Below are 19,989 nucleotides of genomic sequence, written 5' to 3'. Positions count from 1 at the left end.
AACGCGTGGAAAGCTGGATGCCATTGTCGAATGTAACGCTGAGGAGGGTTCGGGCCGATTAACAGAAGTGGTGCCCGCTCGTTTGCTGGAGGGATTTTCCGGGCATTTCCGTGTGTGCCACAAACGCAACCTGGAGAAACAGCCTAGTTTTGGTGTTTGTGGGACGAAATCTATCGGGCGTATCAGGTCTAATCGATAGAACCGAGGCAGTCGAAGCAGTGAGGAGTGTCAGCGTCCGTGGCGACCGCCGATAACAGCGACAGCGCGAACGTTGTCGGAGAAAACACCACTGAAGTCCTGCCTCTCACCGCGGCACAGCGAGGAATGTGGTTCGCAGACACCTTGTCGCCGGACTACTCGGTGAACATCGCGCAGTACGTCGACATCCGCCACGAACCCGGTGGTCTCGACATCGACCTGCTCGAACGATGCTGCGTCGAAGTCGGCAAGGCCATTGAATCGCCGTACGTTCGGCTCACCGAGGTGGACGGGGTCCCGGCACAGTACGTCGACCTCGATTTCGACCAGCATGTGAAAATCCTCGATTTTCGTGATGCAGACGATCCCGTGGGCGCCGCGATGTCGTGGATGCAAGCTGAGTACCGCCGTCCGGTCGACCTCCAAGCCGACCAGTTGATCGTGATCAACTTCCTCTTGGTCGCGGATGACCGGACGTTCTGGTACAACCGCGCCCACCACATCATCATCGACGGGTACGCAGCGCTGTCGATCATGCGACGCACCGTCGACCGCTACAACGCCATCCGGCGCGGTGAAGAGCCGAAGGACAGGACACCGGCCACGATGGCCGAGATCGTGGCCTACGAGGACACGTATCAGGCCAGCAGCCGCCGCGAGACCGATCGCGAGCACTGGTTGTCGCGTGTATCGGATCTTCCCGAACGGGTGACCCTCGCCCACGGTGCGGGCACCGCTCCGCTCTCGTTCGACAATGTTGTGGCGGGTGGCGACCTGCCGGTCGCCCAGCAGCAGCGCCTCGAGTCGCTCGCCACCGAGTTCAACAGCTCGCTGGCCGTTCTCATGTCGGCGGCCTTCGGTGCCTTCCTCTCGCGGATGACCGGCTCCGACGACATCGTGATGACGCTGCCGGTGACGGGGCGGACCACCGCGAAGATCAAGGCCTCCGGCGGCATGGTCTCGAATATGCTTCCGATCCGATTGCGGAACGTCTCCGCGAGCACGGGCCGGGAACTGGTCGCTGCGGCCCAGCTCGAGCTGACCGGCGCGCTTCGTCATCAGCGGTACCGATCCGACGACATCCGCCGCGACGCCGGATTCGAGGCGAACTCGGTCTCGTTCGGCCCGACCATCAACATGGTCTTCTTCGACGACCCGGTCGCCATCGACGGCACGTCGATGGACTACCGAATCCTGACCTCGGGCATCCTCGAGGACCTGCTGATCAACCTGTACCAGTCGAGCCCCGAAGCGCCTCTCGTCGTCGATCTGCACGGCAATCCGTATCTGTACTCCGAATCCGAGATCGCGTCGCATCATCGCCGGTTCCTGGCTTTCGTCGAGCACCTCTTCGACAACGTAGACGCCCCTATCGACTCGATGCCGGTCCTGCTCCCGGGTGAGGACGCCGAACTCGATCACTTCGAACGCGGGGCGCGCACCGACTGGACCGCGGCGCAGGCCGGCAACCATACGCTTCTCGATCTGTTCGCCGCGCGGGTGGCCGAAAGCCCTGATGCGGCAGCGATCGTCACCGACGACGCCGAGTTCACCTACCGCGAGTTCGATGCGCGAAGTCGCGAACTCGCAGCCGCCCTGGTCGAGGCGGGCGTTCGACCCGGTGACAAGGTGGCCGTGCTGATCGAACGCGGCGTGGAGCAGGTCATCGCCGTGTACGCGACGCTGATGGCAGGCGCCGCATACGTACCGGTCGACGTGGAGCAACCCGAAGACCGTCGGAGCCTGATCCTCGACACCGCGAAACCCACCGTGGTGATCGACCGCGAGTTCCTCGCGAACGCCGGTTCCTCGGCGACAGACGTATCGCCTCGCCGGCTCCCGGTGGACGAGGGGAACATCCGTCCGGAGTCGGCCGCGTACGTGATCTTCACGTCCGGCTCGACCGGAGTCCCGAAGGGCGTGCAGGTCTCGCACGGTTCCGTCGTCAACCGGCTGGCGTGGATGCAGGACCACTACCGCATCGACGATTCCGACGCCGTTCTTTACAAGACGCCGATCACGTTCGACGTCTCGGTCTGGGAGTTGTTCTGGCCCTTGCAGATCGGCGCGCGAATGGTGGTTGCCCGCGCCGGAGGGCACCGGGATCCGGCTTACCTCCGCGACACCATCGTCGAGCGCGGGGTGACCACGCTCCACTTCGTGCCGTCGATGCTGGATGTGTTCGTCGAGGCGGCGGCGACCGGCGACCCGGCAGTCCCGTCCACGGTCCGACGGGTCTTCACCTCCGGTGAGGCGCTGCCGACGAATCTCGCGACACAGGTCGTCGAACACTCGGATTCCGAGTTGGTGAACCTCTACGGTCCCACCGAAGCCGCGGTCGACGTCACCGAGTATCGCGTCGGCGGTGGGGAAGTCCACATGCCCATCGGGCGACCGGTGGCCAACACCGACACCTATGTGCTCGACTCCCGGCTCCGTCGGGTGCCCGTCGGAGTGGTCGGCGAGTTGTACCTCGCCGGTGCACAGCTCGCGGACGGATATCTCGGCCGTGGCGGGCTGACGGCCGAGCGGTTCGTGGCCAATCCGTTCGACGCCGGCACCCGGATGTACCGGACCGGAGATCTGGTGCGGTGGAACGCGACCGGGATGCTCGAGTACCTGGGGCGCACCGATTTCCAGGTCAAGATCCGTGGACAGCGCGTCGAGCTCGGCGAGATCGAGTCCGTGCTGCTGGCCGAGGGATCGGTCTCCGCTGCCGTGGCGATCGTCCGCACCGACACGGGAGGCGCCGCAGTCGTCGCCTATGTCAAACCCCGTGACACCACGATCCCGGCCGAGGTCATCGTCGACCGGCAGATGCGTGCCGCGCGCAACGGCCTTCCGGGACACATGGTTCCGTCCGCGGTGGTCGTTCTCGAGAGCTTCCCGGTGAATGCCTCTGGCAAGCTGGACCGACGCGCGCTCCCCGCGCCCGCTTCCACCACCACTGCCGAGCGCGTCTACGTCGCTCCCCGGTCGGAGATCGAGGAGAAGGTGGCCGAGATCGTCGGTGACGTCCTCGGTGTCGAGCGGATCGGCATGCGGGACAACATCTTCGCTCTCGGAGCCGACTCCCTGGCAGCGGCCCGGCTGGCGTCGAGGCTGCGTAAGCAGTACTCGCGGGCGGTCGCGCTGGGCGACATCTTCAACAGCAACGACGTCGGCGAGCTGGCCGCCGCCATCGCCGATGCCGCGGTGGTCGAGGCGCGGCCGCCGCTGCGTCGGGGAACGCGGCCGGAGACCATCCCGGTCTCGTACTCGCAATCCCGCCTCTGGTTCATCAACCGGATGGACCCGTCGTCGGGGACCTACAACATGCCCGGGGCGGTGCGTATGCGCGGCGACGTCGATGTCGACGCCCTGCGCGCGGCGGTCCGAGACGTGGTCATCCGGCATGAGCCGCTGCGTACCCGCTTCCCGTCGATCGACGGCGAGCCGATCCAGGAGATCGTCGACGTCGCCGACGTCGAGGACCAGGTACGGCTCAGTGTCCACACCACGACCGAGGCCGATCTCCTCGACGCGGTCGCCACACAGGCCGCGGCCGGTTTCGACCTCGTCTCGCAGGTGCCCTTCCGTGCCTCCCTGTTCGAGACTCCCGCTGACGGGCACGTGCTCCTGGTGGTCCTCCATCACATCGTCGGCGACGGCGCGTCGCTGCGCCCCCTCATCGTCGACCTCCTCGCCGCCTACGGGGCCCGGGTCAACGGACTTGCGCCGGCCTGGGAACCGCTGCCCGTCCAGTACGCCGACTTCGCGGTGTGGCAACGCGACACTCTCGGTTCGGCCGACGACGAGAATGCCCGGATGGCACGTGAGCTCGCCTATTGGAGCGACCAGCTCGCCGGCCAGCCCGAACTGCTGGCCCTTCCCACCGACCGGCCCCGTCCTCAGATCCCCACGGGGAGAGGCGGTTACGTCGACGCCGAGATCTCGCCCGAGCAGTTCGCGAAGATCCGCTCACTGGCCGGACGTTTCGGCGTCACCACGTTCACCGTTCTGCATGTGGCCTTGGCGGCCGTCCTCGGCCGGCTCGGTGACACCGATGACGTGTCCATCGGTACCGCGGTCGCCGGGCGCGACGAACCCGAACTCGCCGACCTCGTGGGCATGTTCGTCAACACCGTCGTCCTGCGGTTGAACATCCGCCCGGGTGATTCGGTCGCCGAACTGTTGGAGCGTGCACACCGTGTACGTACCGGTGCGCTGGAGTACTCCCAGGTGCCGTTCGAGATGGTGGTCGACGAGGTGTCGCCCAGCAGGTCGCGTGCCCACAGCCCGTTGTTCCAGGTCGGTTTCACCTTCCAGCGCGACTCGTCGGCCGTTCTGGCTCAGACGGGGGAGTTCGACGTACTCGACATCCGGATCCCGTCCGCGAAGTACGATCTGTCGGTGACCGCCACCGAGTTCGCCGGCGCCGGTTCCGAACGCGTAGCCCTCGAATTCTCTTACGCCACGGATCTTTTCAATCGCTCGACGGTGGAGTCCATGGCCGAGGCGCTGATCATGCTGCTCGATCAGATGACGTCCACCCCCACCGAGGCGATCGGCCGGTTCGACATCGTGCCCGCTGCCGAGGTGCGGGAGCTGACCACGGAGCCCGCCGGTCGGACACCGGTCGTGTTCGCCGATCTGCTGGCGACGTGCCCGCCCGGTTCGGCGACGCCGGTACTCGTCGCCGGCGAGAAGATCACCCCGGATGTCTTCGATGCTCGGACCAATCAACTTGCACGAGAATTGATCTCACGCGGGATCGGACCCGGCGACGTCGTCGCCATCAGCGCTCGCCGTTCGGCGCGCTCGGTACTGTGCACCATCGCTGTGATCCGTTCCGGCGCAGCCTTCGTCACGATCGATCCCATGCACCCGGCCGAGCGTCGATCGGCGATGGTGAGCGACAGCGGCGCGCGCGTCGGACTGGCCACCGCCGAAGCCGGGGTCGACGCGATCGACAGCGGTGCGGAGTGGATCATCGTCGACGACAGCGAGACCGAGTTGCGTCTCGCCGGGCACCCCATCGCTCCGATCGGAGTCGATGAACTCGTCCGGCCCACACGCGTCGACGAGATGGCGTACCTCATCTACACCTCGGGTTCGACGGGCACGCCCAAGGCGGCCGCCGTGAGCCATCGCGGTCTGGCGAACATGATGGCGAATCAGCGCGAGATCCTGAGGCTCGACGAGACCTCGCGGGTGCTGCATGTCGCGTCCCCGAGCTTCGATGCCTCGGTCTTCGAGCTGACGATGGCGCTCGGGTCGTCCGCTCAGCTGGTCGTCGCCGACCCCGACACCTACGCCGGCGACCAGCTCGAGCAGCTGATCGCGGAATCCGGTGTGACACATGCGGTCATGACGCCGTCGGCACTGGCGACCCTGGAACCGGCAGCGGTGCCGTCGCTGACCACGGTGCTGAGTGCGGGCGAGGCATGCCCGCCAGAACTGATGCGCCGCTGGGTGTCCGCGGGTCGCCGGTTCTTCAACCTCTACGGCCCCACCGAGACGACCATCTGGGCCACCGCGGACGGACCGTTCTCGCCCGCCGACGACATGACGATCGGAACGGCGGTACCCGGAGTCGGGGCCCTCGTCCTGGATCGCGGACTGCGGCCGACCCCGGCCGGGGTCGTCGGCGAGCTCTACCTCGTGGGCGATCAGCTGGCCATCGGTTACCTGGGCCGCCCCGGTCTGACCGCCGAGCGGTTCATCGCGAACCCGTACTCGAACGGGACGCGGATGTACCGGACGGGTGACCGGGTCGTCCGTCGTGCCGACGGGCGGTTGATCTATCACGGCCGCGACGATTTCCAGCTGAAGGTGCGCGGACTCCGCATCGAGCTCGGTGAGGTCGACAACGCATTGATGTCCCACCCGGACGTCGCCAATGCGGTCAGCCTCGGTGTGCCCGGACCGGCCGGCGAAGACGTCCTGGTCGCATATGTGACCGCGACCGACGACCGCTCGCCGATGCCCGAGGCGTTGACCGAGCACGTGACGCAGCTCCTGCCGCGCTACATGGTCCCGCACACGATCGTCGTGGTCGACTCCTTCGAACTGACCAACGTCGGCAAGATCGACCGCACCAAGCTGCCGCCGGTCGACTTCAGCGCGAGCAAGGACTTTGTCCCGCCGCGGACGCAGCTCGAGGCCATCGTCGCCGAGGTCTTCGCCCAGGTACTCGGGGTCGAGCGGGTCAGCGTGCACGACGGCTTCTTCGAGATGGGTGGCAACTCGCTGTCGGCCACCAAGGTGTCCGCACGTCTGTCGGCGGCGCTGGACCGGCAGGTCCCGGTGAAGGCGATCTTCGAGTCCGCAGATGTGGCCCGGCTCGCCGAATACATCACCAACAGCCTCTCCGGTCACTCGGCGGTCCCGCTGATCGCGCGTCAGCGCGCCGAGATGGTCCCGGTGTCCGCCGTTCAGCGCGGCATGTGGCTGCTCAGCCGTGCCGATCCGGAGTCCCCGGCCTACAACGTCGCCCTCGCTCTCGAGCTGCGCGGCCGACTGGACGTCGACGCACTGCGCGCCGCGGTGGACGACCTGCTCCGCAGGCACGAATCGCTGCGGACCAGCTACCCGATGATCAACGGCGAACCGATGCAGATCATCAGCCCACCCGACGAGGTCGCCGGCCTCGACGTGACCCCGGTACAGGTCTCGGGGAGCGTGGCCGACGCCATCGCGGCCGTGACCGGCCGCGGGTTCGACATCACGACCGCCCCGCCGGTCCGCCTCGCCCTGCTGCGTGTCGACGAGGACGAGCACGTGGTCGTCTTCGTCGTGCATCACATCAGCGCCGACGGCGCCTCGATGGCGCCGCTGGCCCGCGATCTGATGATGGCCTACGCAGCCCGCCACGAAGGGCTCCCGCCGACGTGGGCGCCGCTACCGGTCCAGTACGCAGACTTCACCCTGTGGCAGGCCGAACGGCTGGCGACGACCGACGACGAGGGCGTCACCGAGGCGCAACGCCAGCTCGACTATTGGATCGACCGCCTGTCCGGGGCCCCCGAGACCATCGATCTGCCGACGGATCGGCCCCGGCCGAGGACGCCGTCGTACGTCGGCGATCAGGTCGAGTTCGAGATCCCCGAGGATCTGGCGCGATCCCTGGAGTCCGTCGCACGCGCGAACAACACCACGATGTTCATGGTCACCCATGCCGCCTACGCGGTGCTGTTGTCGCGTCTGAGCGGACGCAACGACCTCGTGATCGGCACGCCGTACGCCGGACGTGGCGAACAGGCGCTCGACGAGGTGGTGGGCATGTTCGTCAACAGCCTCGCGTTGCGGACCCGGATCGACCACGGGGAGAAGTTCAGCGATCTGCTGTCCCGGGTGCGTCGTGATGACCTCGCCGACATGGCCAACACAGACGTCGCTTTCGAGACGATTGTCGCGAAGATACTGAGTGCGCCGACGACGTCCCACAACCCGTTGTTCCAGGTGATGTTCGCCTTCCAGAACATCGACTTCCCGTCGCTCGAACTCGGCGACGTGGTCGTGTCACCGGTGGCCGAGGGGATCATCCCGGCCAAGGTCGATCTGCAGTTGAACCTGTACCCGAACGACCCGGCAGCGGCGGGACACAATCCGGGAGCCGGCGCGATGAAGGCGCAGCTCGTCTACGCCACCGATCTCTTCGACCGGTCCACGATCGAGACCGTGGCGCAGCGATATCTCGGAATCCTCGAGGCCGTCGCCGCCGACGCCGAGTGTATCGTCGGGGACATCGTGATCCTCACCGCTGATGAGCAGGCCGAAGCTGTCGATCCGGTTGCGGCAGACATTCGGCTCACCGATCTCGTCACCATCGCCGGCGACACCGATCCCGGGGCGATCGCCGTGGAACACGACGGCGTGAGCGTCGACTTCGGTCAACTGGCGGACATGGTGAGAGCAATGGCGGCCGCCCTTCCGGGATCAGACTCCGACGCCACGCTCACGATGGCACTGATGAGTGTGGTGCCCAGTCTGGCCGCAGGTGGTCCGGCCGCGCTCGACGAGGTTCTGAGCGGCCTGCGCTCCAACGCCTCCGCGATCATCGATCTGTCCACCGCTTCAGAAGGAAACAACAGGACGTGACCGTCGACTCTGACGCCGCTGACATCTCGCGTGGTTGGGGCGCTCGGCCGTCCACCCTGCAACTGATCGCACATGCCGCGTCGGTCGCTCCTGCGCAGACCGCGTTCGAGGGCAAGTCCGGCCCGGTCCCGTTCGCCGCACTGAACGCGACGGTCTCGATGACCGCGGGAGTTCTCGCGGCGCAGGGGATCGACACGGAGGCGGCGGTGGGAGCCGCCGTCACCGGTCAGTTGTCGTTGGCAGGACTCGCGCCGAACGAGATCGCCACGACGACGAGTCGCGTCGTCGAGCAGATCCGGACCGCGGCGTGGGCACTGGCCGGAACCTCCGATTGGGAGTCGCTGCCGGGTCTGTTCCGCTCTGCCGCGCATCGGTTCGCGGATCGCGTCGCGGTGTCGGCGTCGGGCCGGTCGCTGTCCTATGGCGAGCTCGATGCTCGCTCGGACGCGGTGGCCGCCGGGCTCGCCGCCCGCGGGGTCGCCGCCGGTGACCTGGTCGGCATCGCCACCGCCCGGACGGTCGACCTCATGTCCGCGATCCTCGGTGTGATGAAGGCCAGGGCCGGGTACCTGCCGCTGGATCTGGGTAACCCGGTCGAACGCCTGTCGTTCATCGTCGCCGACGCCGAGGTGGCGGTGGTCATCAGCGATGCGTCGTCGGCCGATCACGCCCTGTGGGATCGCCTCCCGGACGGGGCCCTGGTGGTGGACGTCGAGGCACTCGCAACCGAGTCGGTCACGGCCGCGAACCCGGTTCGGGTGCCGGCGGACGCGCGGGCATACGTCATCTACACCTCGGGGTCGACCGGGCGGCCGAAGGGCGTCGAGATCACCCATCGTGACGTCGTCACCCTGATCAACGCCGCGGCAGACGATTTCAAGTTCTCCGCGTCGGACGTGTGGACGATGTTCCATTCGTATGCGTTCGACTTCTCGGTGTGGGAGATGTGGGGCCCACTGCTGTCCGGGGCTCGGCTGGTGGTCATCGATCGCGACCTGGCGCGGGATCCACGAGCATTCCTGGACGTCCTGGTGACCGAACAGGTGACGGTGCTGAGTCAGACCCCGTCGGCGTTCTACCAGTTGATCGACGCCCGTCGGGGCGATCGGCGCGAACTGGCGTTGCGGTATGTGGTGTTCGGCGGCGAGGCGCTGAGTTTCGACCAGGTCCGCCGCTGGTACGACGAGAACCCGTCCGATACCGCGCAGCTGGTGAACATGTACGGCATCACCGAGACCACCGTGCATGTGAGTTTCCGTGCGCTCGACCGGGATTCGGTTGCCAGCACCGACGCGTCCCTGATCGGCCGACCGCTGACCTCGCTGGGTATCCACATTCTCGACGAGCGATTGAACCCGGTACCGCAGGGCGTGCCGGGCGAGATCTATGTGACCGGAGGCCAGTTGGCCTCCGGCTACCTGAAACGACCGAGTCTGACGTCCTCGCGATTCGTCGCGAACCCGTTCGCCGATGACGGCTCCCGGATGTACCGGACCGGCGACCGCGCCCGGCGGGTCGGTGACGACATCGAGTATCTGGGCCGTAACGATGCGCAGGTCCAACTGCGCGGTTTCCGGATCGAATTCGGTGAGATCGAGGCGGCGTTGCTGGCCGCGATGCCGGAGGCGGCCGCAGCAGCCGCTCGGGTTATCGAGGACCCGGATCGTGGTGACCAGCTGGTCGGTTACCTCGTGGTGGCTCCCGGCGAGGACGTGGACGCCGCCGCGGTCCGGTCGGCGATGGCCGCACAGGTGCCCGGGTACATGGTTCCCGACGCAATCGTCGGCGTGGAACGCCTGCCGCTCACCGCGAACGGGAAGCTGGACCGAAAAGCACTGCCCAAGCCTGTTTTCGAGTCCGGCGTCGAGTACGTGCCGCCGGCGGACGACACCGAACGCGCGCTCGTCGACGTGTTCACGGCGGTGCTCGGTCTCGAGGACATCAGCGTCACCGAGTCCGTGTTCGACGTCGGCGGCAACTCGCTGATCGCAGCCCAGATCGTGGGTCGGGCGTGTGAGGTCCTCAACGTCGACCTCAACATGCGCGATCTGTTCGATGCACCCACCGTCCGCGGCCTGGCAGCCCGGGTGAAGGATGCGGCGCCCGGTCTCGAGCCGATCACTCCCGCCGATCCCCGCCCGGATGTCATCCCGCTCTCGTTCTCCCAACAGCGGATGTGGTTCATCAACCAGTTCGACCCGACGCTGCCGACATACAACATCCCGGTCCTGCTCCGGATCACCGGACATCTCGACGTCGAAGCGTTGCGTACCGCCGTCGTCGACGTGATCGCCCGCCAGGACGTTCTGCGAACGGTGTTCCCGGCCGCCGACGGTCGGCCGAACCAGGTCATTCTGCCGCTCGCACAGGCCGCATCGGTTCTCGACTGGACGGTCACCGACTCGCCGGAGGTCTTCGAGTCCGCGGTCTCGGCCGGTTTCGACGTCACCGAGCAGATGCCGATCCGAGTCGCTGTGCTGCGCACCGACACCGACGAGACCATCCTCGGCGTGGTGGTGCACCACATCGCGGCCGACGGCGAGTCGATGCGGCCGCTGGTCGCCGACCTCCTCACCGCCTACACCTCGCGGGTCGAGCACCGCGCGCCCGACTACGCACCGCTCGAGGTGCAGTTCGCCGATTATGCGCTCTGGCAACATCGCGTTCTCGGCGACGCGACCGACCCGACTTCGTTGGTCGCGGGTCAGCTGCGCTTCTGGACGGAGCGGTTGGCCGATCTCCCCGACGTCATCGACCTACCCACCGACCGGGAGCGGCCTCGCGTCGCGACCAACCGCGGTGACCAGGTGGCCTTCGACGTACCCGCCGAAGTGGTCGCACGCGTCGAGGACATCGCCCGGATCAGCGGCGCCACACCGTTCATGGTCGCCCACGCCGCACTGGCCGTGCTGCTGTCACGGGTGGCCGCCACCGACGACGTGGCCATCGCCACGCCGATCGCCGGTCGCACGCATGCCGTGGTGGAGCCGCTGGTCGGCATGTTCGTCAACACTCTCGTCCTTCGCACGGGTGTCGATGCCGGCAAGTCATTCCTCGACTTCCTCGAGGAGGTGCGGGCCGCCGATCTGGACGCCTTCGCCAACGGCGACGTCCCGTTCGAGACACTCGTCGAAACCCTTGCGCCAGTGCGCAGTGAGGCATTCGCACCGCTCGCGCAGGTGATGCTGTCGTTCGATCCCGCGCGGTCGGCCCACAAGCTGGACGCGACGATCGGCGGACTGCAGTTCACCGAGATCGATCCGCCGGTCATCCCGGCGCAGTACGACCTGACGGTCGGTCTGCATTCCCTCGACTCCGCTGGGTGGTCCGGCACGGTCACCTTCGCCACAGATCTGTTCGATCCGTCGACGGCCGCGCTCATCGGGCGCCGATTCGTACGGCTGCTCGATGCCCTGACCTCGACGCCACGGATGTCGGTCGGAGACGCGCCACTCATCTCCGAGGACGAGACTTCGACCGTCGCGTCCCTGGAGTCTGGTTCGCCGACGATCGATTCGGCCACGTTCGGCGGACTTGGCTCGTTGGCTGATGGGTTGTCGCGTGCGGTGGCGGCGTACCCGGGTCGTGATGCGTTGGTGTTCGGGGATCGGACTGTGTCGTTCGGTGAGTTCGGTGCTCGGGTGTGGGGGCTGGCGCGTGAGTTGATCGCGGTTGGTGTGGGGCCGGATGTTGCTGTGGCTGTGGTGATTCCGCGGTCGGTGGAGTTGCTGGTCGCGGTTCATGCGGTTGTTGCTGCTGGTGGGCAGTATGTGCCGGTGGATCCGGATGCGCCTGCTGATCGTGTGGAGTACATGTTGGCGACGTCGGGTGCTTCGCTGGTGCTGGTGGCCGGCGGGTTGCCGGTGCCGGCTGCGGTGGCGCAGGTCGATGGTCTGTCGGTGCGTGAGGTGGATGCGTCGGGTTCGTTCGATGCCGGTGTGGGGCCGGTGTCGGATGCGGATCGTCGTGCGCCGTTGAGTGTCGATGATGCGTTGTACACGTTGTTCACGTCGGGATCGACGGGGCGGCCGAAGGGTGTGACGGTGTCGCATCGGTCGGTGCTGAATCGGCTGGCGTGGATGGATGCGTGGTATCCGGTGTCGGGGTCGGATCGGGTGTTGCAGAAGACGCCGGTGACGTTCGACGTGTCGGTGTGGGAGTTGTTCTGGCCGTTGGTTGCCGGGGTTCCGTTGGTGATCGCGGAGCCGGGTCGTCATGGTGATCCGGAGTATCTGCGCGAGGTGATCGTCGATCGTTCGGTGTCGGTGGTGCATTTCGTGCCGTCGATGTTGTCGGCGTTTGTCGACGTGTTGGGTGATCGGCTCGGCGGGTTGACGTCGCTTCGGTACGTGTTTGCTTCGGGTGAGGCGTTGGCGCCGGCGGTGGCGGGCGGGCTGTTGTCGCGGTTGCCGGGTGTGGGTTTGCACAATCTGTACGGGCCGACCGAGGCTGCAGTTGATGTGACGGCGTATTCGGTGCAGGTCGGTGATGCGGTGGTGCCGATTGGTTCTCCGGTGCCCAATACGGTGACGCGGGTGTTGGATTCGCGGTTGGCGCGGGTTCCGGTGGGTGTGCCGGGCGAGTTGTATCTCGGTGGTGTGCAGGTGGCGCGGGGGTATGCGGCGCGGCCGGATCTGACCGCTGAGCGTTTTGTTGCTGATCCGTTCGGTGGGCCGGGGGAGCGGTTGTATCGGACCGGGGATCTGGTGCGGTGGAATGCCTCGGGTGAGTTGGAGTATCTGGGGCGTACCGATTCCCAGGTGAAGTTGCGTGGGCAGCGGCTGGAGTTGGGTGAGGTCGAGGCTGCGGTGGCGGCGGCGCCGGGTGTGGTGCATGCGGCGGCGGTGGTGGCCGAGTCTGGTGGTGGGCAGCAGTTGGTGGCGTATGTGGCGCCGGCTGATGTGGATGTGGATGTGGTTGCCGAGTCGGTGGCGTCGGTGTTGCCGGGGTATATGCGTCCGTCGGTGTGGGTGCGGTTGGATGTGATGCCGCTGACGTCGTCGGGCAAGGTGGATCGTAAGGCGTTGCCTGCGCCGGTGTTCGAGGCTGTCGAGTATGTGGCTCCGGCTTCGGATGCCGAGGAGCGGGTTGCGGCGGTGTTTGCGACTCTGCTTGATGCCGAGCGGGTTTCGGTGACCGAGTCGTTCTTCGATTTGGGTGGTAACTCGTTGTCGGCGATGCGTTTGGTGGCGCGGGTGTCGGATGCGTTGGGTGTGCAGGTCGGTATCCGTGATGTGTTCGATGCGCCGTCAGTGCGGGATCTGGTTGCCGCGGTGGCCGATCGTCGTCCTGCTCTGCCGCCGGTGAGCCGTGTCGAGTCTCGGCCCGAACGGATTCCGTTGTCGTTCGCCCAGCAGCGCATGTGGTTCATCAACCAGATGGAACCGGAGCTGGCGACATACAACATCCCGGCCGTGTTCACGCTGTCCGGCGAGGTCGACGTCGACCTCTTGCGGACGGCGACCGCTGACGTCGTCGCCCGACACGAAATCCTCCGGACGACCTTCCCGGCCGTCGACGGGGAGCCGTACCAGCAGATCGCCGCGCCCGCAGATGCTGCCGAACGCCTGGACTGGCGGGTCGTGGCGAGCGCCGACGAACTCGCGACCGACATGCGTCGCGGGTTCGATGTCGCGCACGAGTGGCCCCTGCGTGCCCGCGTTCTGCTCACCGGTGACGGGCAGGCGACCTTCGCCCTCGTCGCCCATCACATCGCATTCGACGGTCAGTCGTTCGGTCCGCTCGCGACCGATCTCTTCGCCGCTTATGAAGCGCGAAGCCGCGGCGCGGCACCGGATTTCGCGCCCCTCGACATCCAGTTCGCCGACTACGCCCTGTGGCAGCGCGAGGTACTCGGCGCGCCCGAGGATCCGAATTCGGTCCTCGGCGGACAACTCGCCTACTGGCGAGACCGACTCGCAGGACTCCCGGATGTCCTCGAACTGCCCGCCGACAGGCCCCGGCCGCTCGTCGCCAGCCACCTGGGCGACGTGTTCACCTTCGACATCCCCGCCGACATCGGCCGCCGCGTCGATGCCATCGCCACCCGGCACGGCGCGACGCGATTCATGGTGTTGCACGCGGCGTTCGCGGTCCTGCTCGCCCGTCTGACGGGTACCCACGACATCGCGGTCGGTACGCCGATCGGTGGCCGCGGGCAGAGCGAGCTGGACGCCATGGTCGGCATGTTCGTCAACACCCTCGTGCTGCGCACCGAGATCGATTCCGCCAGCGGGTTCGACGCTGTTCTCGACCGCGTCAGAGCGGACGATCTCGATGCCTTCGCGCACGCCGAGGTGCCGTTCGAGTCGGTGGTCGATGCGGTCAGTCCCGTTCGCTCCGAGGCCTTCTCGCCTCTGGTTCAGGTCATCCTGTCGGTCGATCCGATCGGCGCCGACGTCAGCGGTGCCGCCACGGTCAACGGTTTGACGGTCGCCCCGGTGGACATCACCGAGGCCCCCGCCCAGGTCGACCTCAATCTGACCGTCTCCACCGGCTCTGCCGACGAGGACTGGTCGGGAATCCTGACCTATGCCACCGATCTCTTCGACCGAGGAACCGTCGAGGAGATGTCCCGGTGGTTCCTCCGCCTGCTCGACGGTGTGCTCGCATCCGAGCAGACCGCCGTCGGCGACATCCGGCTCCTCGCAGCCGAACAGGATCAGGCACTGCTCGCCGGGGCCATCGGGCCGGCGGCGTCCGCCGCGGATGAGACGATCGCCGAGCTCGTCGGTGCGCGCGTGGCCGACTCCGCGCAGTCCCTCGCGCTCGTCACGGGCGAGCGCACGCTGACCTACGGTGAGTTCGGGCTCCGCGTCGCCACGGTCGCACGGACGTTGATCGCCGAGGGCGTCGGTCCGAACACAGCCGTCGGCGTCGTCATGCGCCGGTCTGCCTGCACCGTCATCGCGGTGCACGCCATCATGGCAGCGGGTGGCCAGTACGTCCCCATCGATCCCGACACCCCGGCCGACCGCGCGCGATACATGGTCGAGACCGCCGGTATCGGACCGGTCCTCGTGGAGAAGGGACACCGACCCGTCGAGGTTCTCGATGTGCTCGACGGGCGGTCGCCGATCATCGAACTCGACGCCGATGCACCGCTTTCCGCCGACGCGGCCCCGCTGTCGGCTTCCGAACGACTCACCACACTGCGTCTCGACGACGCCGCCTACACGCTGTTCACCTCCGGTTCGACCGGCAGGCCGAAGGGCGTCACCGTCTCGCATCGGGCGGTCGCCAACTTCGTCGCCTGGTTCGATTCGCTCATTCCTGCCGGGCCCCAGCGTCTGGTGTTCAAGACCCCGCACACATTCGACGCGTCGGTCCTGGAACTGTTCTGGCCGTTGACAGCTGGGCAGACGATGGTGGTCGCGGATGCCGAGGGCCACCGCGACCCGAACTACCTCGCCGACCTCATGGCCGAAACGGGCGTGACCGTCGCCCAGTTCGTGCCGTCGCTGCTCTCGGTATTCCTCGACGTCGTCGACCGACCGGATCTGCTGACCGGACTACAGGTGTTGTTCAGCGGCGGCGAGGCGCTTCCTCCGGCGGTGCTCCGACGATTCACCGAGCGCGTGCCCCACGCCCGGGTGGTCAACCTGTTCGGTCCCACCGAGGCCGCCGTCTACACGATGTCATCGGCATTGGACGAGCCCGTCGACGTCGTCCCGATCGGGCGGCCCATGCCGAACACCACCGCCTTTGTGCTCGATGATCGCCTGCACCCGGTCCCAGACGGGGTGGCCGGCGAACTCTACCTGGGTGGTGTCCAGTCCGCGCGCGGTTACGCGGCCCGGCCGGATCTGACCGCGGAGCGCTTCGTCGCGGATCCGTTCGGGGCCCCGGGAGCGCGGCTGTACCGGACCGGTGACCTCGTCCGCCGACGCCGCACCGGCGATCTGGATTACCTGGGCCGCACCGACTTCCAGGTGAAGCTGCGCGGACAGCGACTCGAACTCGGTGAGGTCGAGTCCGCGATCGCCGACGCGCCCGGTGTCGTCCACGCCGCGGCCCGCGTCGTCGCCGGGCCGGGCGGGGACCAGCTCGTCGGCTACGTCGCCCCCGCGACCGTCGATCTCGATGCCGTGCGTACATCGCTCTCGGACGCGCTCGCCGAATACATGCGCCCCACCGCGTGGGTGCTCCTCGACGAGATGCCGCTGAACTCCGCCGGCAAGGTCGACCGCCGTTCGCTGCCCGAGCCCGAGCTGGAAGCGGCCGAATACGTCGCTCCCGCTTCGGAAGCCGAAGAGGCGATCGCCGGCGTGTTCGCCGGGCTGCTGAGCGTGGAGCAGGTGAGTGTCACCCAGTCGTTCTTCGACCTGGGCGGCAACTCGCTGTCGGCGATGCGTCTGACGTCCCGGGTGTCGGATGCCCTGGGTGTCGAGGTGACGGTCCGCGATGTGTTCGATGCCCCGACGGTGCGCGAGCTCGCCGAAGCAGTCCGGGGGCGACGTGCCCCGCTGCCCCCGGTGGCCCGGCCGGAGTCGCGTCCGGGGAACGTCCCGCTGTCCTTCGCGCAGCAGCGGATGTGGTTCATCAACAAGTTCAACCCGTCGAGCGGGATGTACAACGTCCCGCTGGTCCTACGGGTCGACGGTGAACTCGACGTGGCGGCATTGCGGACGGCGATCGGCGATGTGGTGGCGAGGCACGAGTCACTCCGCACGACCTTCCCGGACGTCGACGGTGAACCATTCCAGCTGGTGCACGACGTCTCGGAGATCGCCGAGCGGTTGGACTGGCGAGAGGTGCACGCTGCCTCCGACATCGAGGCCGCCGTCGCAGCCGGTTTCCGACTCGGCCTCGAATGGCCGGTGCGGGCGCGTGTCTGGAAGACCGCCACGGACGAGCACGTGGTCGCGGTGATCATGCATCACATCGCCTCCGACCGGGAGTCGTTCGCACCACTCGTCTCCGACCTGGTCACCGCATATTCGGCCCGCTCGAACGGCCGAACCCCGGCCTTCGCGCCACTGGATGTGCAGTACGCCGACTTCGCGCTGTGGCAGCGCGACGTCTTGGGATCGCCGGAAGATCCGGACTCGGTGGTCGGTCGCCAGTTGGCCTACTGGGCGCGGCAGCTGGCCGGAGTGCCGGATGTCCTGGAGCTGCCCGCCGATCGTCCCCGCCCGACGGTGGCCTCCCACCGGGGCGCGGTGGTCTCGGTGCCGCTGCCCGCAGAGGTCAGTCTGGGCATCGAGGAACTCGCGCGCCGACGCGGCGTGACGCCCTTCATGGTTGTGCATGCGGCCCTGGCGGTGGTGTTGGCACGGTTGTCGGCGACCGACGACATCGCGGTCGCGACCCCGATAGCAGGGCGGGGGCAGCAGGCTCTCGAACCGGTGATCGGCATGTTCGTCAACACACTCGTGCTGCGGACGAAGGTCACGTCGCGGGGGCGTTTCGCCGATCTGCTCGACCAGGTTCGTTCGGTCGACCTGGAGGCGTTCGAACACGCGGATGTACCTTTCGAATCCGTCGTCGAGCGACTTCAGCCCGTGCGCTCGCAGGCGTTCGCGCCCCTGGCGCAGGTCGTGCTCTCGGTGATCGACCGGTCGGTCGACCTAGGAGCCGGCGTCGTCGACGCGGTCGCGGACGATCTGGCGTTCACGCCGCTCGAGCCGCCGGTCGTCCCGGCGCAGAACGACCTGTCCATATCGGTGGGCACCAATCGGGCAGGCGACGGCGAGGTCCGCGTGACCTACGCGACTGATCTCTTCGACGAACAGTCGGTGAGCCGGTTCGGCGAGAGGTTCGTCAGGGTTCTCGCAGAGGTGACGACGAATCCCGAGATGACGATCGGGGGTACTCGACTGCTCACCGACAGTGAACGGAACCAGATACTGGAGTGGTCCCGAGGCCGCCGGAGCGTGATCGGCTCCCCGACACTCGTCCATCTGGCGAGACCTGTGTGAGCTCGGTGGCCAACCCGATGAGTGAGCGTACTGACAGTGAGGAATCGCGAAAGGTGTCGAAGGTGATTGATCCGGGCAACAGGTCAAGCCGTCCGGTAATCATCCACGGCAGTCGCGAGGTCAGTCGCCGCGAGTTCGATTCGCGAGTGGCGATGCTGGCACGCGAGCTCATCGCTCGCGGGGTCCGTTCCGAGGTCGCGGTCGGAATCCAGATGGACCGCTCGATCGAGCAGGTCATCGCGATCCACGCAGTGATCACCGCAGGCGGCCACTTCGTTCCGCTGGATGCTCAACTCCCGGTGGACCGTTCCCGGTACATGGTGTCCACGGCAGGGGTGCGGCTGGTCGTCGTGACGGGCAGCGGCCGAGCCGAGGCGGCAGATCGCTTCGGCGATCTCGCCGACATCCACGTCTTCGATGGGAGCGATCCCGCCGGAGACGAGCCACCGGTCACCGACGCCGATCGGGCCGCGCCCGTGAGGCCGGACAACGCCGCTTTCACCTTGTTCACCTCCGGTTCGACGGGCCGCCCCAAAGCGGTGGTCATCACGCACGAGGGCGTTGCCAATCGACTCGAGGCGGATGCCGAACAGTACGACCTGTCCGACGAGGACGTCTTCCTCTACAAGGCTCCGATCAATTTCGACGTAGCGGTGCGCGAGGTGTTCCTGCCGGTGACGGTCGGGGCGACCATGGTGATCGCAGAACACGGCATGCACGGCGATCCGGCCCATCTGGCAGATCTGATCCGTCGTCACGGCGTCACGGTCGTGCACTTCGTGCCGGCCATGCTCGCCGCGTTCAACGAGGTCCTCGGTGCTCGACTCGGGGAGCTGAACTCCTTGCGGTTGGTCATGACCGGAGGCGAAGCCCTGACAGCACCGGTGGCCCGAGACCTGATGGCGTACCTGCCGGAGACACGGGTCCAGAATCAGTACGGTCCGGCCGAGGCATCCATCGTCGCGACCGTCCACCGTGTGGACGCGGACAGCCGGACGGTGCCGATCGGTACCCCCACGAGGTGGGTCGAAGCCTACGTTCTCGACGACTTACTGGACATCGCCCCGACGGGTGTGCCGGGAGAGTTGTATCTGGGTGGGAAACAGTTGGCGCGCGGATACGCCGGTCGAGCCGACCTGACGGCGGACCGCTTCGTCGCCGATCCGTTCGGCGAGCCGGGAGCTCGCCTCTACCGGACCGGCGACCGCGCGCGCTGGAACACCGAGGGGCAACTGGAATACCTCGGACGCAACGACTTCCAGGTCAAGCTACGCGGCCAGCGCCTCGAACTCGGCGAGGTCGAGGCGGCGCTCGCCGCGGCTCCCGGCGTCCTGCACGCGGCTGCGACAGTGGTCGACACTCCTGGCGGCCAGCAACTGGTCGGCTATCTGGCCCCGCACGACGTCGACGTCGACGCCGTGGCAGCAGGTCTGGCCGCACGCCTGCCGGAGTACATGCGCCCGACCACCTGGGTGCGCTTGGAATCCATGCCTCTGAACACATCTGGCAAGGTGGACCGCCGTTCGTTGCCGGCGCCCGAGTTCGGTGCCTCAGAGTTCGTGGCCCCGGAAACACCTGACGAAGAGGCCGTCGCCCGACTCTTCGCCGACCTGCTCGGCCTCGAGCAGGTGAGTGTCAACGACTCGTTCTTCGACCTCGGCGGCAGCTCGCTGTCGGCTGCCCGCATCGCGGCACGCGTCTCGGATGAGTTGGGCGTCGAGGTGACCGTCCGTGATGTGTTCGACGCCCCGAGCGTGCGGGAATTGTTGAGCGCCACCAGCGGCCGCGG

The 19,989-nt window shown here is 67.2% G+C and carries 3 protein-coding genes; all 3 read left to right on the top strand.

Annotated features, from left to right (window positions below; genetic code table 11):
- The first annotated feature begins 237 nt into the window (after positions 1-237).
- The gene (locus tag GONAM_RS06980) at positions 238-8,280 is read left to right on the top strand and encodes a non-ribosomal peptide synthetase (protein WP_040535679.1); all 8,043 of its coding nucleotides are present in this window, start codon (positions 238-240) and stop codon (positions 8,278-8,280) included.
- Positions 8,277-18,200 carry a non-ribosomal peptide synthetase gene (locus GONAM_RS06975; protein ID WP_006866063.1) on the top strand — a complete coding sequence of 3,308 codons (9,924 nt, stop codon included), beginning with the start codon at positions 8,277-8,279 and terminating at the stop codon, positions 18,198-18,200. Before GONAM_RS06980 ends, GONAM_RS06975 begins: the two co-directional genes overlap by 4 nt.
- 17 nt (positions 18,201-18,217) lie before the next feature.
- Positions 18,218-19,989, top strand: a 1,772-nt coding sequence (locus GONAM_RS06970) for a non-ribosomal peptide synthetase (protein ID WP_157159142.1), incomplete at its 3' end; no start/stop codon positions are given.

Origin of the sequence: Gordonia namibiensis NBRC 108229 (genome assembly GCF_000298235.1) — a bacterium.
GTDB classification, from domain to species: Bacteria; Actinomycetota; Actinomycetes; order Mycobacteriales; family Mycobacteriaceae; genus Gordonia; species Gordonia namibiensis.
Note: the sequence above shows the minus strand (reverse complement) of the source record. Positions and strands in the feature narration are given on the sequence as shown.